We start from the raw sequence: 23,055 nt of genomic DNA on the forward strand, positions 1-23,055 counted from the left end.
CTTTAATTAATCGACGTTCAGCGCGTCATTGACCAGATCTTGTTGCTGCTTCTGGTGAACGGACATATACCCTACCGCCGGAGAGGCGGAGGCCGGGCGACCTGCATAGCGCAGGGCTGACCCAAATGGAATCACTTCACGGAAATGATGCTGGCTGCAGTACCATGCGCCCTGGTTAAGCGGCTCTTCCTGGCACCAGACAAAATCATGAACGTGAGCGTACGGTTTCAGCGCTTCCTGCACCGCCTGGTGCGGGAACGGATAAAGCTGTTCGATACGCACGATGGCGACATCTTTCTGATCGTTCTTACGGCGCTGTTCCAGCAGGTCGTAATAAACCTTACCAGAACACATCACCACACGCTTCACGGCCTGCGGATCCAGCTCGTCAATTTCACCGATGGCCGGCAGGAAGGTGCCATTTGCCAGTTCATCCAGGCTCGACACCGCCAGCGGGTGACGCAGCAGGGACTTCGGCGACATCACCACCAGCGGACGACGCATACCGCGCAGCGCCTGACGACGCAGCATGTGGTAGACCTGCGCCGGGGTGGACGGCACGCAGACCTGCATGTTCTGCTCGGCGCAGAGCTGCAGATAACGTTCCAGACGCGCGGAAGAGTGCTCCGGACCCTGACCTTCATAACCGTGCGGCAGCAGCATTACCAAGCCACACATACGGCCCCACTTCTGCTCGCCGGAGGAGATGAACTGGTCGATAACCACCTGCGCACCGTTAGCGAAGTCACCGAACTGCGCTTCCCAGATGGTCAGGGTGCGTGGTTCAGCGGTGGCATAACCGTATTCGAAGGCCAGAACCGCTTCTTCAGACAGCACGGAGTCCCAGACCTTGAACTGGCCCTGACCGTTGTGCACGTGCTGCAGCGGGGTGTAGGTTGAACCGTTGGACTGGTTGTGAACAACCGCGTGACGGTGGAAGAAGGTTCCACGGCCCGCATCTTCACCGGACAGACGAACAGGAATGCCTTCGTCAACCAGCGTTGCGTAGGCCAGCGTTTCCGCACCGCCCCAGTCGAAGAGCTTCTCGCCTGCCGCCATGGACTGACGGTCAGCATAAATTTTCGCCACGCGCGACTGCATCTCGATAGCGTCCGGCACGGTGCTGATGCGTTTAGCCAGCTCCTGCAGGCGCTTCATCTCAACCTTATTCGGGTAGCTCTCATCCCACTCGTGGTTGAGGTACGGCGACCAGGTAAAGGAGTGCATGTTCATCGGACGCAGTTCTTTCACTACGCATTCGCCCGCATCCAGCGCGTCGCGGTAGAGGTTGACCATTTCGGTCGCATCTTCCAGCGTCGCCACTTTGTCGCCTTCCAGCTTGTCAGCATAGATTTTGCGCGGAGTCGGGTGTTTTTTGATTTTCTGATACATCAGCGGCTGGGTTGCACTTGGCTCATCCGCTTCGTTGTGGCCGTGACGGCGGTAGCAGAAGAGGTCAATGAACACATCGCGTTTGAAGGTATTACGGAAGTCCAGCGCCAGACGGGTAACGAAAGCAACGGCTTCCGGGTCATCCGCGTTAACGTGGAAGATCGGCGCCTGCACCATCTTACCGATGTCGGTGCAGTACGGGGTAGAACGCGCGTCCAGCGGGTTAGAGGTGGTGAAGCCCACCTGGTTGTTGATCACGATGCGAACGGTACCGCCCACTTCATAACCACGCGCTTTCGACATGTTCAGGGTTTCCTGAACCACGCCCTGCCCTGTTACCGCCGCATCGCCGTGGATGGTGATTGGCAGTACTTTGTTGCTGCTCGGCTCGTCCAGACGATCCAGACGCGCGCGCACGGAACCGATAACCACCGGGCTGACGATTTCCAGGTGTGACGGGTTAAACGCCAGCGCCAGGTGAACCAGACCGCCTTCGGTTTCGATATCAGACGAGAAGCCCATGTGGTACTTCACGTCGCCGGTGCCGAGGTGTTCTTTATGTTTGCCCGCGAATTCGTCGAACAGGTCCTGCGGTTTTTTACCCAGCACGTTGACCAGCACGTTCAGACGACCACGGTGCGCCATGCCCAGCACCACTTCACGGGTGCCGCTCTTGCCTGCATGACGAATCAGCTCTTTCAGCATCGGCACCAGGGCGTCACCGCCTTCCAGCGAGAAGCGTTTTGCGCCCGGGAACTTCGCGCCCAGATAGCGCTCAAGGCCTTCCGCTGCGGTCAGTTCGCTGAGGAAGCGTTTTTTCTCGTCAGCCGAGAAGGTCGCGTGGCCCGCTACGGATTCGATGCGCTGCTGGATCCAGCGCTTCTCTTCGGTAGAGGTAATGTGCATGTATTCCGCGCCGATGGAGCCGCAGTAGGTTTGCTTGAGCGCGTCAATCAGATCGCCCAGCTTCATCGTGTCTTTGCCGATGGCAAAGGAACCTACGTTAAAGCTTTCCTGGAAATCGGCCTCGGTCAGATCGTGATATGCCGGATCGAGATCGGCCACACGGTCTTGTTTCCACAGTCCCAGCGGATCGAGATTCGCATGCTGGTGACCACGGAAGCGATAAGCGTTGATAAGCTGCAGGACTTTAACCTGCTTCGCATTGGTGTCAGGGTCGGAAATCGCAGAAGAGTAACGTGAGGCATCCTTCGCCAGACGACGGAAATAATCACGTGTTTTGGAATGGAATTGATCCGGTTTGACCCCTGTACCAGGCAACTGCTGGAACATGGAACGCCAGTTTGCGTCCACTGAGTCAGGATCGGTTAAGAAGTCTTCATAGAGCTGTTCTATCCAGCTCTGGTTGGCACCAGAGAGGTAAGAAGAGTCCAGCCAGGCTTTCATTGCGCCGTTCTGCATCGTGATCCCTTAAGCATTTTTATGCTTACTTTCGCCGTAGAAACTACCACGCACACCACGTGTACGTGCCGGGGTTCACCTGCGAGCTCTTTGTGGCCCGCGAAGGAACCTTTAGAAACTGTCTAGACTTCAGGGCAGTTTTTAAAGGTTTCTGCAATCTATGCCCTCTCCCTGTCGGAGAGGGTTAAGGTGAGGGGAACAGCGCTCCCCTCTCACTACTTACGCACTGCGCTGCAGCAGCATCGACTTAATATGGCCGATGGCGCGCGTCGGGTTCAGCCCCTTCGGACACACACTGACGCAGTTCATGATGCTATGGCAGCGGAATACGCTGAAAGCGTCACTCAGTCCTTCCAGACGGCTGTCGGTTTCGGTGTCGCGGCTGTCGATCAGGAAGCGATAGGCAGCCAGCAGACCGGCCGGACCGATAAACTTGTCCGGGTTCCACCAGAACGACGGGCAGGACGTAGAACAGCATGCGCAGAGAATACACTCGTACAGACCATCGAGTTTTTCACGCTGCTCAGGAGACTGTAAGTGCTCACGAGCCGGTGGATTTTGCCCATTATTCAATAAGTAAGGCTTAATCTTCTCATATTGTGCATAGAATTGCCCCATGTCTACCACCAAATCACGCACGACCGGCAGGCCTGGCAGAGGACGGATAACAATTTTCTGACCGGGACGCTGCAACGCTGATATTGGCGTGATGCAGGCCAGGCCATTTTTGCCGTTCATGTTCACACCGTCAGAGCCACAAACCCCTTCACGGCAGGAGCGGCGGAACGACAGGGTTGGATCTTTTTCTTTCAGCTGGATTAAGGCATCCAGCAGCATCATGTCGCGACCTTCTTCCGCTTCCAGGGTGTAGTCCTGCATTCGCGGAGCGTCATCAACATCCGGGTTATAACGATAAACTGAGAATTCGAGTTTCATTATCCTGTCTCCGCATTAGTAAGTACGAATCTTCGGCGGGAACGCCGGACGCAGTTTCGGTTCCATGTTGACGCTACGACGCGTCATGGTTTCCGACTCTGGCAGATACAGGGAATGACACAGCCAGTTTTCGTCATCACGCTCCGGGAAGTCGAAGCGGCTATGGGCGCCACGGCTTTCGGTACGGAAGTTTGCCGACATCGCGGTCGCGAACGCGGTTTCCATCAGGTTATCCAGCTCCAGGCACTCAACGCGCTGGGTGTTAAACTCGCTGGAAGTGTCGTCCAGACGGGCATTTTTCAGACGCTCGCGGATCGCTTTCAGCTGCTCAAGACCTTTGGCCATCGCGTCGCCTTCACGGAATACCGAGAAGTTGTGCTGCATACATTCCTGCAGCGCTTTACGGATTTCCACCGGATCTTCGCCGTTACGGTTGCCGTTCCAGCGGTTGAGGCGCTCAAGAGAGGCATCAATTTCGTCGTCGGTTGCGTCACGCAGCGCACCCTGCTCGGCAATGGATTCCTGCAGATGCAGACCCACTGCGCGACCAAACACCACCAGATCCAGCAGGGAGTTGCCGCCCAGACGGTTTGCACCGTGTACGGATACGCAGGCGATTTCGCCCACCGCGAACAGGCCAGGAATGACCACGTCTTCGCCCTGCTCGTTCACGGTCAGCGCCTGACCGGTCACTTTGGTCGGAATACCGCCCATCATGTAGTGGCAGGTTGGGATAACCGGAATCGGCTCTTTCACCGGGTCGACGTGTGCGAAGGTGCGGGATAGTTCCAGGATGCCCGGCAGACGGGACTCCAGAACTTCTTTACCCAGATGGTCGAGTTTCAGCTTCGCGTGCGGACCCCATGGGCCGTCGCAGCCGCGGCCTTCACGGATTTCGATCATGATGGAACGCGCCACCACGTCACGACCCGCCAGGTCTTTCGCATTCGGGGCATAACGCTCCATGAAGCGCTCACCGTGTTTGTTCAGCAGGTAGCCACCTTCACCGCGGCAGCCTTCTGTTACCAGAACGCCTGCACCGGCGATACCGGTTGGGTGGAACTGCCACATCTCCATATCCTGCACCGGCACGCCCGCGCGGATAGCCATACCGACACCGTCACCGGTGTTGATGTGGGCGTTGGTGGTGGACTGATAGATACGGCCTGCACCGCCGGTCGCCAGCACGGTAGCGCGCGCTTTGAAGTAAACCACTTCACCAGTTTCGATGCACAGCGCGGTACAGCCAACAATTGCGCCATCGGCGTTTTTCACCAGATCCAGCGCATACCATTCGGAGAAGATGGTGGTGTGGTTTTTCAGGTTCTGCTGATACAGGGTGTGCAGCAGCGCGTGACCGGTACGGTCAGCCGCCGCCGCGGTGCGTGCCGCCTGCTCGCCGCCGAAGTTTTTCGACTGGCCGCCAAACGGACGCTGATAGATAGTGCCATTTTCCAGACGGGAGAACGGCAGACCCATGTGGTCCAGCTCCAGAATCGCTTCCGGGCCGGTTTTACACATATATTCGATGGCATCCTGGTCGCCGATGTAATCGGAACCTTTTACCGTGTCATACATGTGCCATTCCCAGTTATCTTCATGGGAGTTACCCAGCGCAACGGTAATACCGCCCTGCGCGGACACAGTATGGGAACGGGTCGGGAAAACTTTAGAGAGCAGCGCACAGGTTTGGCCGCTCTGGGAAATTTGCAGTGCGGCACGCATACCTGCGCCACCGGCACCAATTACAACAGCATCAAATTCTCTGACTGGCAGTTTCATTACACACCCCACACCACAACGAATCCATAAATAACGTAAACCACCAGTGCAACCACAATGGCCAGCTGCAGTGGGAGGCGAATCGCCAGCGGTTTAACGTAATCGGTCAACACCTGCCACATGCCAATCCATGCATGAATAAGGATAGAGAACAGGGCCAGCAGGGTGAACACTTTGGTGAAGGCGGATCCGAAGAACCCACTCCAGATTTCCCACGTCAGCGTGCCGCTGGTCGCGAAGAAACCGATCATATAGATGATGTAAAGAGTGAGAACGATGGCGGTAGCACGGACCAGAATGAAGTCATGTACGCCGTTGCGTCCTAATGCGGAGGCGTTGCTTACCATACGAGAACTCCTGCGAGAAGTGAAAGCACGACAGTAATCACAAATGAAATGTTAGCGGAGCGTTTCCCGGCTTCGAAAGTCTCTTCCAGGTAGCCAAAGTCCATCAGCATATGGCGAACACCCACGACGACGTGGTACGCCAGCGCGGTCAGAATGCCCCACATGATGAATTTCACGAAGAAGCTGTTCATGATGGCAGAGGCCTGGAGGAATCCTTCAGGTGAAGAGAGGCTGGTGCCCAGTAACCACAGCAGAATACCGACCGCCACAAACGTAATCACACCAGAAACACGGTGCAGAATGGACGCTATTGCTGTTACGGGGAACCGGATCGTTTTGAGATCCAGATTGACAGGTCTTTGTTTTTTCACATTTCTTATCATGAATAACGCCCACATGCTGTTCTTATTGTTTCCTTCCTCCGGACTGCGATGCGGGTCAAGCAGCGTTCCTTTTCTATAACTGCGCGTCATGCAAAACACTGCTTCCAGATGCTTAAACGACACGTTACAACGCTGGGTGGCTCGGGATTGCAGGGTGTTCCGGAGACCTGGCGGCAGTATAGGCCGTTCACAAAATCATTACAATTAACCTACATACAGTTTGTCGGGTTTTCTCTGGAACAGTGATCAGGGTCACGATAACAACATCTTTTTAATTTTTAATCATCTGATTTGACAAATGTTAAACAATATTGTTACAAACGTCATCAGAAAAGGCATATAATGCGCAAAAGTTATGAGGTCTCTCTTTCACCTGACAAATAGTTATGTAACAGTGTGATGGTATTGACCGAAGTTATCAGGACAGTTATTAGTGATATACAGGTTTGAATAATTCGGACTGCAAAAACGCTGATTTGCTGTTGTTTCACTGATATTTCATTCGTTTACCTGCAAGGCGCCATAGCTCTGTACCCTGGTTTGTCCTCGTGAGCTGAGCGGTAAGCCAAATAACAATCTGGTAACGGTGATTAACAGCTGAAAGCAAATCCGGTAAAGCGCAGTCTTAAGCATAAGGCGCTAAGGAGACCGTAAATGGCTGATACAAAGGCAACGCTCACCCTAAATGGTGACACTGCTATTGAACTGGATGTGCTAAAAGGCACGCTCGGTCAGGATGTTATTGATATCCGTACGCTGGGTTCCAAAGGGATGTTCACCTTTGACCCTGGATTTACCTCTACCGCATCTTGCGAATCCAAAATCACCTTTATCGACGGTGACGAAGGTATCCTGCTCCATCGCGGCTTCCCTATCGATCAGTTAGCCACCGAATCCAACTACCTGGAAGTGTGCTATATCCTGCTGAACGGCGAAAAACCGACGCAGGCCCAGTTCGATGAATTTAAAACCACCGTGACCCGTCACACCATGATCCATGAGCAGATTACCCGTCTGTTCCATGCGTTCCGTCGTGACTCTCACCCAATGGCGGTGATGTGCGGTATTACCGGTGCGCTGGCAGCGTTCTACCACGACTCCCTTGACGTGAATAACCCGCGTCACCGTGAAATCGCCGCTTACCGTCTGCTGTCCAAAATGCCTACCATGGCGGCGATGTGCTACAAATACTCCATCGGCCAGCCGTTTGTGTATCCGCGCAACGACCTCTCCTACGCGGGTAACTTCCTGCGCATGATGTTCTCCACGCCGTGCGAAGAGTACGAAGTGAACCCGGTTCTGGAACGCGCGATGGACCGTATTCTGATCCTGCACGCTGACCACGAACAGAACGCCTCTACCTCTACCGTCCGTACCGCGGGCTCTTCAGGCGCGAACCCGTTCGCCTGTATCGCTGCGGGCATCGCCTCCCTGTGGGGACCGGCGCACGGCGGCGCGAACGAAGCGGCACTGAAGATGCTGGAAGAGATCAGCACTGTTGAGCACATTCCTGAGTTCGTGCGTCGCGCGAAAGACAAGAATGATTCCTTCCGCCTGATGGGCTTCGGTCACCGTGTTTACAAAAACTACGACCCGCGCGCCACTGTGATGCGTGAGACCTGCCACGAAGTGCTGAAAGAGCTGGGTACCAAAGATGATCTGCTGGAAGTGGCGATGGAGCTGGAACACATCGCGCTGAACGACCCGTACTTCATCGAGAAGAAACTCTACCCGAACGTTGATTTCTACTCTGGCATTATTCTGAAAGCGATGGGCATTCCGTCTTCCATGTTCACCGTGATCTTCGCTATGGCGCGTACCGTAGGCTGGATTGCGCACTGGAACGAAATGCACAGCGAAGGCATGAAGATCGCGCGTCCTCGTCAGTTGTATACCGGCTACGAGCAGCGTGATTTTAAGTCTGACCTGAAGCGCTAAAAGACGTTGGGTGCGGCCTGATGCCCTCACCCCGGCCCTCTCCCACAGGGAGAGAGTGAAAACATTAAAAACGGTAACCCAAGGGTTACCGTTTTACTTTTATTTTTGGCAGTGCGGGCACCAGTAAAAGGGTCTTGAAGAGAGCATCATCCTGTCGATAATCCCTCCGCACCGCTCGCACTTTTTCCCCGCCCGATGAAACACCTTAAAGCGGAACAGCGCCCCGTGATGCTTGTTTTCATCCACTACGCCACGCGTGTTGTACGACAGCCGCGGGATGTCCAGCAGCGCGTGGGACAGCGCCTCCAGCTGTTCATCGCTCAGCTGAGAGGCTTTATGCTGCGGCGCCAGCCCGACTTCCCAGAGGATTTCCACCCGCAGGTAGTTGCCAAGCCCGGCCAGAAAGGCCTGGTCAAGAAACAGGCCGGAAAACTGCCGGTTGCGGAATGCAGGCGATAACAGCCGGGCCTTCACATCGCTCGCCGTCAGGCGCATATCCAGCACGTCCGGCCCAACCCGCTGTAAGAACGGGTGCGTGAGCAACTGCTCCGGCGTTAACATTTCGATATCAGAGGCGCTAAAGAGCAGTATCGCCTTATCGGCCGTTTGCAGCCTGACGCGCAGCACGCGGGTCGTTTGCGGCTGTTCACCCGCCTCCACCACGCGCCAGACGCCGTAAAGCTGGTTATGGCTGTATAACGTCAGGTTATGGGAAAAATGCGTGAGCAATGCTTTGCCGCGCGTTTCAATATGCGTTACCGACTGCCCCACCAGCTGTGATTCAAACGGTTTCAGTTGAGGAAAAGCAAACCAGGCCTCCGTCAGCGGTTTGCCCTTTATCGCCGCCTCGAGGCTATCCGCCGCGCGGCGGATCTCCGGGCCTTCTGGCATTTTTCTGTCCTTTTATGATTAATCTGCGCTGACAAGAATGCCCTCTTCAGCGAACGCGGCCCGCAGGCGGCGCGCGAACTGGAGCGCATGCTCGCCGTCGCCGTGTAAACATACCGTATCAGCCTGAACGTGCGCCGTTGTGCCATCCACGGCGGTCACTCGCCCGTAGCGCACCATCTCCAGCGTCTGGGCCAGCGCTTTCGCTTCATCGATAATCAGCGCACCGGCTTGCGTGCGCGGAACCAGACTGCCGTCCGGCATGTATCCCCGATCGGCAAACACCTCCTGCCGCGTGGCCAGCCCCAGCCGTTCTCCGGCACGAATAAGCTCGCTGCCCGCCAGGCCGATCAGAATCAGCTGCGGATTAGAGTCCCGCACCGCACGGGCTATAGCGTCCGCCAGCGCCGGATCTTTTGCCGCCTGGTTATAGAGCATGCCGTGCGGCTTCACGTGGCGCAGCACACCGTTCTCAGCGCGCACCATCGCCTCCAGCGCGCCGATCTGGTAGAGCACCTGTGCGTAGACCGTTTCAGGCGGCAGGTCCATCGCGGTGCGGCCAAAGTTTTCCCGGTCAGGGAAGCTCGGATGTGCGCCTATCGCGACGCCGTTTTTGATGGCGTTACGCACGCTCTCCAGCATGGTTTGCGCATCGCCCGCGTGAAAGCCGCAGGCGATATTGACCGAGGAGACCAGCGTCATCAGCGCCGCATCGGCGCTGCCGCCCTCGCCCAGATCGGCATTCAAATCAATCTTTACCATCGAGCCTCCACGCCAGCTGTTCGAGATAGCGCTGCTGATCCTGCCGCGCCTTTAGCGCCTCCTCCAGCGAACATTGAACGAAGTGAATCGGCTGTCCGAGGGGAATTTGCGCCAGATGGTAGCGATCGGCTTCAATGATGCAGGCAATTCGCGGATAGCCCCCCGTCGTCTGCGCGTCGTTCATTAACACGATCGGTTGCCCGTTGCCCGGAACCTGAATAACCCCTGGCAGTAAACCGTGGGAGAGCAGTTCTCTGTCGGTCGTCCGGATCAGCGGCTGCCCCTGCAGACGATAACCCATACGGTTACTCTGCGGACTGAGCTTCCACGGCGAGCGCCAGAAGGACTCTTTTGAGGCCTCGTCGAACTCATGATATTCCGGCCCCGGTAAGGCGCGGATCTGGTTTCCCCAGAGGAGTTGTTTTACCCCCTGAGCCGTCGAGAAGTGACGCGAAGAGGGCTTAATCGCCAGGCGATCGCCGTCGCGCAATAACCGTCCTTCGTGACCGCCAATCCCGGCTTTCTGATCGGTACTGGATGAGCCCAGCACGTCAGGCACATCAATGCCGCCAGCCACCGCAAGATAGCTACGCACGCCGTGTAAAGGGCGCTTTAAGGTCAGACGCTGTCCGGCTTTAGCCCGCAGACGCCAGCCGGTCCACACCGCTTTGCCGTCCAGCGTGGCATCACAGCCTGCGCCGGTGAGCGCGAACCAGGTCTCCTGACCAAACTCAATGACACACTGGCCGAGCGTAATTTCGAGCGCCGCCGTGCTGCCGGGGTTGCCCACCAGCACGTTAGCGATTTCCAGCGCTGGACGGTCCAGCGCGCCACAATAGCTCACGCCGGACTGGCGCATACCAAAGCGGCCGGCATCCTGTACGGAGGTATAAAGCCCGGCGCGAATAAGCGTTAACATACCCCCTCCTTCTGCGGGATAAAGCGAAGGGTATCGCCGGGCCGCAGGAGTATCGGCGTCTCCAGCCCGGGTTCAAATAACGGGGTGGCGGTATGCCCGATAAGCTGCCATCCACCGGGCGATGTCAGCGGATAAACGCCGGTCTGCTCACCACCGATAGCCACCGTCCCCGCCGGTACGCTCAGGCGCGGCTCAGCGCGGCGCGGCGTATGCAAACGGGGAGATAATCCCCCCAGATACGGGAATCCGGGCTGGAATCCCAGGAACCAGACGACGTAGTCAACCGAACAGTGCAACTCAACAACCTGCTTTTCTGTGAGTCCGCAGTGGTCTGCGACCACACCAAGATCCGGTCCCCCCGTACCGCCATAAACGACCGGGATCTCAATGGCACGCGATTCCGGCTCCAGCGCCTCGCTCTCTTCCCACCAGCGCTGCAAACGTTCGATGGCATCCAGCGCCAGCGTATGCGGACTACGCAGCACCACCGTGATGTTATTCATCCCCGGAATGGCTTCAACCACATCCGGCAGATCGACCAGACGCTGGGTTAGCCGCCAGATACGCTTTTGCGTGGCAAGGGTCACCGGCGGCTCGAGCTCCAGAACCACTGCCGTTTCTCCCAGAAGATAACAACGCGCTCGCTGCACTCAGGCACCTCTCATCAGGCCGGGTTAGGAATATCAATAAAGGTCACATCCAGATCGGTATTTTCCGTCAGCCACTCGCTGAGGGCGCGAATGCCGCCGCGCTCGGTGGCATGATGGCCTGCCGCGTAAAAATGCAGCCCCTGTTCACGCGCCGAGTGAATGGTCTGCTCGGAAACCTCGCCGGTGATAAAGGCATCGACACCGAAGCGCGCGGCGCTGTCGATAAAGCCCTGCCCGCCTCCGGTGCACCAGGCAACACGCTTCACCGTATCCGGACCGGTATCGCCGCTCCACAGCGGACGACGCCCCAGGCGCGCTTCAATCCATGAAGCCAGTTCCAGCCCCGGAACCGGCATCGCCAGCTCGCCCCACGGCACCAGCGGCTCGATTTCGCCCATTACGGTAATCCCCAACAGTCGGGCAAGCTGAACGTTGTTACCAAGCTCCGGATGTGCGTCCAGCGGCAGGTGGTAACCGTACAGGTTGATGTCATTTGCCAGCAACGTTTTCAGGCGGTTGCGCTTCATGCCGCGAATAATCGGTGATTCGTTTTTCCAGAAGTAACCGTGATGGACAATCACCGCATCAGCCTCCTGACGGACGGCCTCGTCCAGCAGCGCCTGGCTTGCCGTGACGCCGGTGATAATTTTCTGCACCGTTTCGCGCCCTTCTACCTGCAGGCCATTAGGACCGTAGTCGCTAAAGGAGGCGGTATTGAGTTTTTCGTTAATCAGGCGTTCCAGTTCGCTGTTTTTCATCTTTATGCTCTCAAACTTTTCTGGCGGCTTCGTACGCTGCCAGCGTGGCGACACGCGCCTGTTTATGGTCAACAATCGGGCGGGGATAATCGAGCTTTACGCCCTGTTTATCCGCCCATGCCCACGGGTCGTGGATCGCTTTCGCAGGAACGTTCCTGAGCGCGGGCAACCAGCGGCGGATAAAGTCGCCGTTGGCATCAAATTTTTGCCCCTGAGTGGTCGGATTAAAAATCCTGAAATAGGGAGCCGCATCGGTGCCGGTAGAGGCCGCCCACTGCCAGCCGCCGTTATTCGCAGCGAGATCGCCGTCGATCAGCTGAGAGATAAAATAGCGCTCTCCGCTGCGCCAGTCGATAAGCAGATCCTTCACCAGAAAGCTGGCGGTAATCATTCGCAGGCGGTTGTGCATCCACCCGGTTTCATTCAGTTGGCGCATTGCAGCATCAACAATCGGATAGCCCGTCTCCCCTTTTTGCCAGGCCTGTAAAAGTGCCTCATCGTGCTGCCATTTTACGTTGTCGGTCCAGGGAATGAACGGACGATGCTTACAGAGAGCGGGATGATACGTCATCAGATGCCGATAAAATTCACGCCAGATGAGTTCGTTCAGCCACACCGAACCCGCCCCACCGTCCATCGCCTGCGGCTGCTCGGCCAGAAGACGGTGTAGACACTGACGAGGAGAGAGCACGCCCAGCGCCAGGCTTGCCGATAAGCGGCTTGTCCCTTCAATCGCCGGGAAATCCCTGCGCGCCTCGTACTCTCCCGCGCCCTGTTTGCAAAACTGGCGCAGCTTCGCAATTGCTGCCTTCTCGTTTGCGGGGAACAGAAGCTCATCGAATGTCTGTTGGGGATAGTTAAACGTTAATTCAGGCAGCGTGGTTATGGCTTCCTCTCTGGCTGCGGGTGCGGGTACGCACTCCGGCAGCGCCTCTTTCAGACGTTTAACAAAAGCATTTTTAAACGGCGTGAACACTTTATACATTTCATGGCCGCCGGTCATGACGCTACCCGGTGCCAGCATTACGCTGTCATCAAATCCTTCACAAACCACCTCGCCCAGAATGTTCTCCAGTTGGCGATCCCGCAGCCGTTCGTTCAGCTCGTACTGGTAGTTATAAAAAAGATGCGTGACGCCGTTCTGCTGACATACCTCCCGCAACATCTTAAGCTGCGCGGCAAAGTCACTGACCTCTTTGTAGATCAGGGGGATACCTTTTTCAGCAAGTGAGTGTTGCAGATCGTTCAGATGCGATCTGAGGTAAGCGGCCTGACGCGGGGCCATATCATGCTGCTGCCACTGTTCAGGCGTAGCGATAAATAGCGCCAGCACGCTGGCGTCATCGGAACGGCAGGCTGCCGCGAGTGCGAAGTTGTCATGTACGCGCAGGTCCGCGCGAAACCAAACCAGATGGGTGGGCATAAAACTCCAGGCAAATATCCATTATGTCCGTAAGGGCACGCCACCAAAGGAAAAAGCGGCGCGCTTTTACTGTACTTTGCCATGAAGTGTAGACCGGATGAAATAAAAAAGGCCGCCCAAGGCGGCCTTAACGCTACTTGTCCTGCGCTATCGTGGTAAATGCAACAAACCCGATCGGTTCATCACTTTTAACAACGAGTACGCTGGCGACAATGAACGCGATGCAAAAATAGCGTTTCATTATGCGGTCCCTGCTGCTAACCGCTCCACCGTTCACCACCGGTGATAAGTCGGTGGACACAAGCTCTGACGAGAGCCTGACTTACGGTTGTGGTCACACCTTTCCCGGGACCGGTGCCCATGTGCGAGATGGCGGAAAGGGACGCTGCATAGTAGTTGGCCCTGGCGTAAAACGTAATCCACTGAAAAGGTTTTTAAGAATATATTTAGGGAGTTGCAGTTTGATTACTTAAGGACCCGAGATATTCTTTTAAGTCTCTGACGAGGGCTTGAAAACCACCCAACGGACCGCGAATCCGGAGGGACAAAAAAACCGCCACATTGCTGTTGGCGGTTTTTTTATTGCTGTGTGTAGTCTTAGTAAAAGTCGCAGGTCGCTTTCTCGGCCTGATCCATCCACACCGGCTTCTCGCTGGTTTTCGCCCAGACGCGGTGCAGATAGCTATAAAAACGTGCACGATCTTTCCAGAACAGCATCACCGGCAGAGCCAGCACGCCAGCCACTACGGCGAAAGCGCGGCGCATGAACACGATATGAGCCGGAAACTCTTTATAAAGATCCATATTTTTCTCCCCTATAGTTGGCCGGAAACGTCATCCGGAAAATTCAAAATCTGTGATCTGGCTAAAATAATATCGCTTTGTTTGTAATTTTACTACTCATCCGACCACTTATTTTCGTCCGTTTAGCGAAAATTTACATTCACGCCGTAATTAAGTTACAAAAAAGTTAACGATTTACTTATCAATAGTTAAATTGTGGGATTTGCCATTTTTATACTTTTTTTACACCCGCCCTTCTCATTTTTGCGAAATCTTTGCGCCATAAATCCTACCGTTAGCACAACAACAAAAGTCACCCGGAGGTGGATTGTGAGTGCAGGTCTTATTGCCGGCATCGTGCTGGTGTTCCTGTTATTGGGTTATCTGGTTTATGCCCTGATTAATGCGGAGGCATTCTGATGGCTGCTCAGGCGTTTTTGCTTATTGCCAGTTTCTTAGTGGTGTTGTTCGTTCTGGCAAGGCCACTGGGCTCGGGGCTGGCACAGCTAATCAATAACGTTCCCCTGCCCGGTACGGGAGGCGTTGAAAAAGGGATCTGGCGCGTACTGGGTATAGACGATCGGGAGATGAACTGGCGTGACTATCTGATCGCCATTCTGCTGCTGAACATCGTCGGGCTCATTGCGCTTTTTGCCATGCTGATGCTGCAGGGTATCCTGCCTTTGAATCCGCAACAGTTACCGGGCCTGTCCTGGCATCTCGCGCTTAACACGGCAGTCAGTTTTGTCACTAACACCAACTGGCAGTCCTATGCTGGTGAAACCACGCTCAGCTACTTCAGCCAGATGGTCGGGCTAACCGTGCAGAACTTCCTCTCTGCCGCCAGCGGAATTGCGGTGATCTTCGCGCTGACGCGTGCGTTTGCGCGTCAGAAAGTGAGTACGCTGGGTAACGCGTGGGTAGACCTGACGCGCATTACGCTGTGGATCCTGCTGCCGATTGCGCTGCTGATCGCGCTGTTCTTCATTCAGCAGGGCAGCCTGCAAAACCTGCTGCCTTACGCGCCATATACCTCGCTGGAAGGCGCAAAACAGCTCCTGCCTATGGGGCCAGTGGCGTCGCAGGAAGCCATCAAAATGCTCGGGACGAACGGCGGGGGCTTCTTCAACGCCAACTCCTCGCACCCGTTTGAAAACCCGACCGCCCTGACTAATTTTGTGCAGATGCTGGCGATTTTCCTGATCCCCGCCGCGCTCTGCTTTGCTTTTGGTGACGTGGTTAACGATCGCCGTCAGGGCCGCACCCTGCTCTGGACCATGTCGCTGATCTTTGTGGTCTGTGTTGCGCTGGTGATCTGGGCCGAATGGCAGGGTAACCCGCACTTCCTCTCACTCGGTGCCGATAGCGCGATCAACATGGAAGGTAAAGAGAGCCGCTTTGGCATTCTCGCCAGCAGCCTGTATGCGGTGGTCACCACGGCAGCTTCGTGCGGGGCCGTCAATGCCATGCATGATTCCTTTACGGCGCTGGGCGGCATGATCCCGATGTGGCTGATGCAGATTGGCGAGGTGGTGTTTGGCGGCGTGGGCTCCGGTCTTTACGGCATGCTGCTGTTCGTGCTGCTGGCGGTGTTTATTGCCGGTCTGATGATTGGCCGCACGCCGGAATATCTGGGTAAAAAAATCGACGTTCGCGAGATGAAATTAACCGCGCTGGCGATTCTGGTCACCCCGGCTCTCGTGCTGCTCGGCACCGCGCTGGCGCTGATGACCGAGGCCGGACGCAGCGGCATCTTTAACCCCGGCATTCACGGTTTTAGTGAAGTGCTGTATGCCGTCTCCTCGGCCGCCAACAACAACGGCAGCGCCTTTGCGGGCCTAAGCGCCAACTCACCGTTCTGGAACTGCCTGCTGGCGTTCTGCATGTTTGTGGGCCGCTTCGGGATCATTGTGCCGGTCATGGCGATTGCCGGATCGCTGGTGAATAAAAAAATCCAACCGACCACCACCGGAACGTTACCGACCCACGGCGCGCTGTTTATCGGCCTGCTGACGGGCACCGTGTTGCTGGTCGGCGCCCTGACCTTTATCCCCGCCCTCGCGTTAGGCCCGGTCGCGGAATACCTCTCTTTACGCTGATTTTGCGGAGAAATTGTCATGAGTCGTAAACAACTGGCCCTGTTCGAACCGTCATTAGTTCGCCAGGCGCTCATGGATGCGGTGAAAAAGCTGAGCCCGCGCGTGCAGTGGCACAACCCGGTGATGTTTATCGTCTGGGCGGGAAGCGTCCTGACCACCGCCCTGGCGATTGCCATGGGAACGGGCCATATGCCGGGAAATGCGATGTTTACCGGCGCCATCAGCCTGTGGCTGTGGTTTACCGTGCTGTTCGCCAACTTTGCGGAAGCGCTGGCGGAAGGCCGGAGTAAAGCCCAGGCCAACAGCCTGAAAGGGGTGAAAAAAACCGCCTTCGCGCGCAAGCTACGGGAACCGAAATACGGCGCTCAGATGGACCACGTTCCGGCAGATGAACTGCGTAAAGGCGATGTGGTGCTGGTTGAAGCCGGTGACATCATCCCTTGCGACGGCGAAGTCATTGAAGGGGGCGCATCGGTGGATGAAAGCGCCATCACCGGGGAATCCGCGCCGGTGATCCGTGAGTCCGGCGGCGATTTCGCCTCCGTGACGGGCGGGACGCGCATTCTCTCCGACTGGCTGGTGATCCAGTGCAGCGTTAACCCGGGTGAAACCTTTCTCGACCGGATGATCGCCATGGTGGAAGGCGCACAGCGCCGTAAAACGCCAAACGAGATTGCCCTGACCATCCTGCTGGTGGCCTTGACCATTGTCTTCCTGCTGGCAACCGCGACGCTGTGGCCGTTCTCTGCGTATGGCGGTACCGCGGTCACCGTCACGGTACTGGTGGCGCTGCTGGTTTGTCTGATCCCCACCACCATCGGCGGCCTGCTGTCGGCCATCGGCGTGGCCGGCATGAGCCGTATGCTCGGTGCCAACGTCATCGCCACCAGCGGGCGTGCTGTAGAAGCCGCCGGTGACGTGGATGTGTTGCTGCTGGATAAAACCGGCACCATTACCCTTGGTAACCGTCAGGCGTCAGATTTCCTACCCGCCCCGGGCGTGGGTGAAAAAACGCTGGCGGATGCCGCGCAGCTCTCCTCGCTTGCTGATGAAACCCCGGAAGGCCGCAGCATTGTGATCCTCGCCAAGCAGCGCTTTAACCTGCGCCAGCGCGACGTTCAGAGCCTGCACGCCACGTTCGTACCCTTCACGGCGCAAACCCGCATGAGCGGCATCAACATCCAGGATCGCATGATCCGTAAAGGCTCGGTTGACGCGATCCGCCGCCACATCGAGGCCAACAACGGTCACTTCCCACCGGAAGTGGACAACCTGGTTGAAAGCGTGGCCCGTCAGGGGGCAACGCCGCTGGTGGTGGCCGAAGGCGCGCGCGTACTCGGGGTGATTGCGCTGAAGGATATCGTCAAAGGCGGCATCAAGGAGCGCTTTGCCCAGCTGCGTAAGATGGGGATCAAAACGGTGATGATCACCGGGGATAACCGTCTTACCGCCGCGGCGATTGCCGCCGAAGCGGGCGTGGATGATTTCCTTTCCGAAGCCACACCGGAAGCCAAGCTGGCACTGATTCGTCAGTATCAGGCGGAAGGCCGTCTGGTGGCGATGACGGGCGACGGAACCAACGATGCCCCTGCCCTCGCGCAGGCCGACGTGGCGGTGGCGATGAACTCCGGTACGCAGGCAGCCAAAGAGGCGGGCAACATGGTCGACCTCGACTCTAACCCGACCAAGCTGATTGAAGTGGTGCACATCGGCAAGCAGATGCTGATGACGCGCGGCTCGCTGACCACGTTCAGTATCGCTAACGACGTGGCGAAGTATTTCGCCATCATTCCGGCCGCGTTTGCTGCGACCTATCCGCAATTAAACGCCCTGAACGTAATGCACCTGCATTCTCCGGCCTCGGCCATTCTGAGCGCAGTGATCTTTAACGCCCTGATTATTGTCTTCCTGATCCCGCTGGCGCTGAAGGGCGTGAGCTATAAGCCGCTCACGGCGGCGGCCATGCTGCGCCGCAACCTGTGGATTTACGGCCTGGGCGGGCTGGTGGTGCCCTTCGTCGGTATCAAGGTTATCGACCTGCTGTTGACGCTGTTCGGCCTGGTTTAAAAGGTGAATCAAATGACGATGTTACGCCCCGCTATACTTCTGTTTATTCTGCTGTCTCTCATTACCGGCGGGCTGTACCCGCTGGTGACCACCGCGCTGGGCCAGTGGTGGTTTAAGGATCAGGCTAACGGCTCGCTGATTATGCAAAACGGTGAAAACCGCGGGTCTCGCCTGATTGGTCAGAACTTTACGGATGCCCGCTACTTCCAGGGACGCCCTTCCGCCACTGCCGAAAGCCCGTATAATCCGATGGCATCCGGCGGCAGTAACCTGGCGGGCAGCAACCCCGAGCTGGATAAAGCCGTTACTGAGCGCGTGGCTGCCCTGCGTGCCGCGAATCCACAGGCCAGCCGTGACGTTCCCGTGGAGCTGGTGACCGCCTCGGCCAGCGGGCTGGACTACAGCCTGACGCCGGCAGCCGTGGCATGGCAGATCCCGCGCGTCGCCGCCGCCCGTCAGCTGACCGTCGAACAGGTGAGCCAGCTGGTTGCCGAGCACACGCAAAAGCCGCTGGTCAGCTTCATCGGCATGCCCGTGGTAAATATTGTTGAGCTGAATCTGGCGCTGGACGCGCTAAGGAAAAACTAAATGACCGACGAGCCCATGCGCCCGGATCCGGACAGGCTGCTCGAACAAACAGCTGAAGCCCATCGCGGCAAACTGAAAATTTTCTTCGGCGCCTGCGCGGGCGTCGGGAAAACCTTCGCCATGCTGACGGAAGCCCAGCGGCTTCGGGCGCAGGGGCTCGATATTCTGATCGGAGTGGTTGAAACCCACGGACGTAAAGAGACGGCATCACTGCTGAAGGGGCTGGCAACTCAGCCGCCCCGCCGCATCAGCCATCGCGGTCGGTTAGTCACCGAATTCGATCTCGATGCCGCCCTCGCCCGCCGCCCCGCGCTTATCCTGATGGACGAGCTGGCGCACAGCAATGCGCCAGGCTCGCGCCACCCCAAACGCTGGCAGGATGTTGAAGAGTTACTTGAAGCCGGTATCGATGTGTTCACGACGGTTAACGTTCAGCATCTCGAAAGCCTGAACGACGTGGTCAGCGGCGTGACCGGCATTCAGGTGCGCGAAACGGTGCCCGATCCCTTCTTCGATTCCGCAGATGAGGTGGTGCTGGTCGACCTGCCGCCCGATGATTTGCGCCAGCGCCTGCACGAAGGCAAAGTCTATATCGCCGGCCAGGCCGAGCGCGCCATCGAACATTTCTTCCGTAAAGGCAACCTGATAGCCCTGCGCGAGCTGGCCCTGCGCCGAACCGCCGACCGGGTGGACGATCAGATGCGCGCCTGGCGCGACCTGCAGGGCCAGGAACGCGTCTGGCACACGCGGGACGCCATCCTGCTGTGCGTGGGTCACGGCAGCGGCAATGAAAAGCTTGTCCGCACCGCCGCGCGCCTGGCGGCCAAATTTGGCAGCGTCTGGCATGCGGTGTATGTCGAAACGCCGCAGCTGCACGCGCTGCCCGAAAACCAGCGCCGCGCGATCCTGAGTTCGCTGCGCCTGGCGCAGGAACTGGGTGCGGAAACCGCCACCCTTTCCGATCCTCAGGAAGATAAAGCCATTCTGCGCTACGCGCGCGAGCACAACCTGGGGAAAATCGTCATTGGCCGTCGTCAGCATCGCCGCTGGTTTAGCCGCGAATCCTTTGCCGACAAGCTGGCCCGTCGCGCGCCGGATCTGGATCTGGTGATCGTGGCGCTGGACGACAAACCTACCCCCTTACCCAATCGTGCGCCAGACAGCCGCACCTTCAGCGATAAATGGCGCATTCAGCTTCGCGGCTGTCTTGTCGCCGTCGTGCTCTGTGCCCTGATTACCGTGATTGCCAGCCAGTGGCTGATTGCGTTTGATGCCGCCAACCTGGTGATGATCTACCTTCTCGGCGTGGTGGTGGTGGCGCTCTTTTACGGGCGCTGGCCGTCGGTCCTGGCGACGGTAATTAACGTCATCAGCTTCGATCTGTTCTTTATTGCTCCCCGCGGGACGCTCGCCGTCTCGGACGTGCAGTACATCCTCACCTTTGCCGTGATGCTCACCGTCGGGCTGGTGATCGGCAATCTGACGGCGGGCGTGCGCTATCAGGCGCGTATCGCCCGCTATCGCGAACAGCGCACGCGCCATCTCTATGAGATGTCGAAATCGCTGGCGGTGGGCCGCACGCCGCTGGATATCGTACAGACCAGCGAGCAGTTTATCCGCTCGACGTTTCATGCCAGCAACCTGATTTTACTTCCGGACGAACACGGCAAGCTGCGCCCGCTGACGTCGGCCTCAGGCATGACGCCCTGGGACGAAGCCATCGCGCGCTGGAGCTTTGACAAAGGCTTACCGGCGGGCGCAGGGACAGATACCCTGCCCGGCGTGCCATATCAAATTCTGCCCCTGCGCAGTGCCGATAAAAATCAGGGGCTGGTCATCGTGGAGCCTTCCAACCTGCGCCAGCTGATGATCCCCGAACAGCAGCGTTTACTGGAGACGTTTACGCTGCTGGTTGCCAGCGCGCTGGAACGACTGGCCCTCACCGCCAGCGAGGAACAGGCCCGTCTGGCGAGCGAGCGTGAAAGCATTCGTAACTCGCTGCTGGCAGCGCTGTCTCACGATCTGCGTACCCCGCTCACCGTCCTGTTCGGTCAGTCAGAAATTCTGACGCTGGACCTGGCGGCGGAAGGCTCTAAACATGCCCTTCAGGCCAGCGAGATCCGCCAGCACGTGCTGAATACCACGCGTCTGGTGAATAACCTGCTCGACATGGCGCGTATCCAGTCGGGCGGTTTTAACCTCAAAAAAGAGTGGCTCACGCTTGAAGAGGTGGTGGGCAGCGCGCTGAAAATGCTCGAACCCGGTCTGGGCGGGCGACATATCGCGCTGAACATGCCCGAGCCCCTGACGTTAATTCACGTTGATGGGCCCTTGTTCGAGCGGGTGCTGATCAACCTGCTGGAAAATGCCGCCAAATATGCGGGCGCCAGTGCTCAGATTGGGGTGGATGCGACAGTGGAAGATAACACCCTTCGCCTTAACGTCTGGGATACCGGCCCCGGCATTCCAGCCGGGCAGGAGTTGGCTATTTTCGAGAAATTTGCACGCGGCAATAAGGAGTCGGCCATTCCGGGCGTGGGGCTGGGGCTGGCGATTTGCCAGGCGATCATTGACGTGCATGGCGGCTCCATTTCCGCGGAGAATCGTCCGGAAGGCGGTGCGCGTTTTTGTGTTACACTTCCTCTGGAAACCCCGCCAGAACTTAATGAATTACCAGAGGATTTGTGATTAACGTTCTGATTGTTGAAGATGAGATCGCCATTAACCGTTTTCTGCGCGCTGCGCTGGAAGGAGACGGTCTGCGCGTTCATGATGCGGGTACGCTTCAGCGGGGTTTAATTGAGGCCGCCACCCGCAAGCCGGACCTGGTGATCCTCGATCTTGGACTCCCGGACGGCGACGGCATCGATTTTATTCGTGAAGTCCGCCAGTGGAGCCAGATGCCGATCCTCGTGCTCTCCGCCCGTACTGAAGAGACGGATAAAATCGCCGCGCTGGATGCCGGGGCGGATGACTATCTGATTAAACCGTTTGGTATCGGCGAGCTTCAGGCTCGCCTTCGCGTGGCGCTGCGTCGCCACAGCGCCACCACGCCTGCCGATCCAACCTACGCGTTTGGGGATATCCGGGTTGACCTGGCCGCGCGGCGCATTTTGCGCGGCGAAGAGGAAATTCATCTTACGCCCATTGAGTTTCGCCTGCTCGCCGTGCTGCTCAACAACCACGGCAAGGTTCTCACCCAGCGCCAGCTGTTAAGTCAGGTGTGGGGACCCAACGCCGTGGAGCATAGTCACTATTTACGCATATATATGGGACATCTTCGTCAGAAACTCGAAGTCGACCCCGCTCGCCCTCGCCATTTATTAACTGAAACCGGTATCGGTTATCGGTTTATGCTTTGAATAACTATTCATTTTATTTTTAAATAAAACCGAAATACCTCAGGCAATATTTCATAAATAACCCATACGTTATTTTTACGGGCTATTTTTGCTCATTTAAAACATTGATAATACAACCTGTTAACGCAACACCAACAAATCAGAATTTTGATCTGCGATATTCATCCAAAACGAATATTTATTTCTGATTTGATCGGTTAACGGTGATCTTGTTCACAGTTAATCGCTTTTTCCTGGATAAAATGACCATGCTTTCAATTACTGAAAGGAAAATGAAACATGGAAAACAACAATCGCTTAATGCCCCATATAAGGCGGACAACGCATATCATGATGTTTGCCCACCGAAACTGCTTTGACTTTCATCTCTTTAATGCCCGGTAGTCCTTCGACTTCTGGCGCACTCGCTTACAGGTTATCCTGAAACATCTTATTTTACAGGTCTTTGCCTGTGAACTCGTGCGCTCATTCATCTTGATTCAGACTCATCCGCACCGGGCGGACTGAATTTCAATCTTCAAAAAAGCAATGTACTGATTTTAATCAGCGGCCACCC

Annotated in this window: 20 protein-coding genes; 8 read left to right on the forward strand and 12 right to left on the reverse strand. The window is 56.8% G+C overall.

Annotated features, from left to right (window positions below; all coding sequences use genetic code 11):
* Positions 1-6: 6 nt before the first annotated feature.
* The 5 genes from sucA to sdhC form a co-directional block, all read right to left on the reverse strand.
* A complete protein-coding gene (sucA, locus tag F0319_RS00095; RefSeq protein WP_115874512.1) occupies positions 7-2,814 on the reverse strand; it encodes a 2-oxoglutarate dehydrogenase E1 component in 2,808 nt (935 codons plus the stop codon).
* Between the two features lie 219 nt (positions 2,815-3,033).
* The gene (sdhB, locus tag F0319_RS00100; protein ID WP_008501090.1) at positions 3,034-3,750 is read right to left on the reverse strand and encodes a succinate dehydrogenase iron-sulfur subunit SdhB; all 717 of its coding nucleotides are present in this window, start codon (positions 3,748-3,750) and stop codon (positions 3,034-3,036) included.
* A 15-nt stretch (positions 3,751-3,765) separates the two neighbouring features.
* Positions 3,766-5,532 carry a succinate dehydrogenase flavoprotein subunit gene (gene sdhA / locus F0319_RS00105; RefSeq protein WP_024908800.1) on the reverse strand — a complete coding sequence of 589 codons (1,767 nt, stop codon included), beginning with the start codon at positions 5,530-5,532 and terminating at the stop codon, positions 3,766-3,768.
* Entirely contained in the window at positions 5,532-5,879 is a 348-nt protein-coding gene (gene sdhD, locus F0319_RS00110) for a succinate dehydrogenase membrane anchor subunit (protein WP_008501088.1), read from the reverse strand. The genes sdhA and sdhD overlap by 1 nt, the downstream gene beginning before the upstream one ends.
* Positions 5,873-6,277 carry a succinate dehydrogenase cytochrome b556 subunit gene (sdhC, locus tag F0319_RS00115; protein ID WP_020684965.1) on the reverse strand — a complete coding sequence of 135 codons (405 nt, stop codon included), beginning with the start codon at positions 6,275-6,277 and terminating at the stop codon, positions 5,873-5,875. Before sdhC ends, sdhD begins: the two co-directional genes overlap by 7 nt.
* Positions 6,278-6,916: 639 nt before the next feature.
* Between sdhC and F0319_RS00120 the strand changes: the two genes are divergently transcribed.
* Positions 6,917-8,200 carry a citrate synthase gene (locus F0319_RS00120; RefSeq protein ID WP_045909567.1) on the forward strand — a complete coding sequence of 428 codons (1,284 nt, stop codon included), beginning with the start codon at positions 6,917-6,919 and terminating at the stop codon, positions 8,198-8,200.
* Between the two features lie 99 nt (positions 8,201-8,299).
* Here the strand turns inward: F0319_RS00120 and nei are convergent, their stop codons facing one another.
* The 7 genes from nei to F0319_RS00155 all read right to left on the reverse strand — a co-directional run bounded on the left by nei (position 8,300) and on the right by F0319_RS00155 (position 14,404).
* Entirely contained in the window at positions 8,300-9,091 is a 792-nt protein-coding gene (nei, locus tag F0319_RS00125; protein WP_149366017.1) for an endonuclease VIII, read from the reverse strand.
* An 18-nt stretch (positions 9,092-9,109) separates the two neighbouring features.
* Positions 9,110-9,850, reverse strand: a complete 741-nt coding sequence (pxpA, locus tag F0319_RS00130) for a 5-oxoprolinase subunit PxpA (RefSeq protein ID WP_149366018.1) — start codon at positions 9,848-9,850, stop codon at positions 9,110-9,112.
* Complete coding sequence (gene pxpC, locus F0319_RS00135) at positions 9,837-10,769, reverse strand: 5-oxoprolinase subunit PxpC (protein WP_111964371.1); 933 nt, start codon at positions 10,767-10,769, stop codon at positions 9,837-9,839. The genes pxpA and pxpC overlap by 14 nt, the downstream gene beginning before the upstream one ends.
* Positions 10,763-11,419, reverse strand: a complete 657-nt coding sequence (pxpB, locus tag F0319_RS00140) for a 5-oxoprolinase subunit PxpB (RefSeq protein ID WP_149366019.1) — start codon at positions 11,417-11,419, stop codon at positions 10,763-10,765. Before pxpB ends, pxpC begins: the two co-directional genes overlap by 7 nt.
* Before the next feature lie 14 nt (positions 11,420-11,433).
* The gene (locus tag F0319_RS00145) at positions 11,434-12,177 is read right to left on the reverse strand and encodes a type 2 GTP cyclohydrolase I (protein ID WP_045909572.1); all 744 of its coding nucleotides are present in this window, start codon (positions 12,175-12,177) and stop codon (positions 11,434-11,436) included.
* 10 nt (positions 12,178-12,187) lie between these two features.
* On the reverse strand, positions 12,188-13,600 hold the full coding sequence (gene phrB, locus F0319_RS00150; RefSeq protein ID WP_149366020.1) for a deoxyribodipyrimidine photo-lyase: 1,413 nt from the start codon (positions 13,598-13,600) through the stop codon (positions 12,188-12,190).
* A 597-nt stretch (positions 13,601-14,197) separates the two neighbouring features.
* The gene (locus F0319_RS00155; RefSeq protein WP_008501079.1) at positions 14,198-14,404 is read right to left on the reverse strand and encodes a YbfA family protein; all 207 of its coding nucleotides are present in this window, start codon (positions 14,402-14,404) and stop codon (positions 14,198-14,200) included.
* A gap of 309 nt (positions 14,405-14,713) precedes the next feature.
* Here F0319_RS00155 and kdpF point away from each other — a divergent pair, with 309 nt between their 5' ends.
* The 7 genes from kdpF (at position 14,714) to speFL (ending at position 22,883) form a co-directional block, all read left to right on the forward strand.
* Complete coding sequence (kdpF, locus tag F0319_RS00160; protein ID WP_014069365.1) at positions 14,714-14,803, forward strand: K(+)-transporting ATPase subunit F; 90 nt, start codon at positions 14,714-14,716, stop codon at positions 14,801-14,803.
* Positions 14,803-16,482 carry a potassium-transporting ATPase subunit KdpA gene (gene kdpA / locus F0319_RS00165; protein WP_149366021.1) on the forward strand — a complete coding sequence of 560 codons (1,680 nt, stop codon included), beginning with the start codon at positions 14,803-14,805 and terminating at the stop codon, positions 16,480-16,482. The genes kdpF and kdpA overlap by 1 nt, the downstream gene beginning before the upstream one ends.
* Before the next feature lie 18 nt (positions 16,483-16,500).
* The gene (gene kdpB, locus F0319_RS00170; RefSeq protein WP_149366022.1) at positions 16,501-18,549 is read left to right on the forward strand and encodes a potassium-transporting ATPase subunit KdpB; all 2,049 of its coding nucleotides are present in this window, start codon (positions 16,501-16,503) and stop codon (positions 18,547-18,549) included.
* Positions 18,550-18,561: 12 nt separating this feature from the next.
* Entirely contained in the window at positions 18,562-19,137 is a 576-nt protein-coding gene (gene kdpC / locus F0319_RS00175; RefSeq protein WP_136195355.1) for a potassium-transporting ATPase subunit KdpC, read from the forward strand.
* The gene (kdpD, locus tag F0319_RS00180; protein ID WP_149366023.1) at positions 19,138-21,825 is read left to right on the forward strand and encodes a two-component system sensor histidine kinase KdpD; all 2,688 of its coding nucleotides are present in this window, start codon (positions 19,138-19,140) and stop codon (positions 21,823-21,825) included.
* On the forward strand, positions 21,822-22,499 hold the full coding sequence (gene kdpE, locus F0319_RS00185; protein ID WP_149366024.1) for a two-component system response regulator KdpE: 678 nt from the start codon (positions 21,822-21,824) through the stop codon (positions 22,497-22,499). The genes kdpD and kdpE overlap by 4 nt, the downstream gene beginning before the upstream one ends.
* A gap of 279 nt (positions 22,500-22,778) precedes the next feature.
* Positions 22,779-22,883 (forward strand): leader peptide SpeFL, encoded by a 105-nt coding sequence (gene speFL, locus F0319_RS00190; protein WP_003858645.1) that lies wholly within the window; start codon positions 22,779-22,781, stop codon positions 22,881-22,883.
* The last annotated feature ends 172 nt before the right edge of the window (positions 22,884-23,055 follow it).

The organism is Enterobacter vonholyi, from assembly GCF_008364555.1.
Lineage (GTDB): Bacteria > Pseudomonadota > Gammaproteobacteria > Enterobacterales > Enterobacteriaceae > Enterobacter > Enterobacter vonholyi.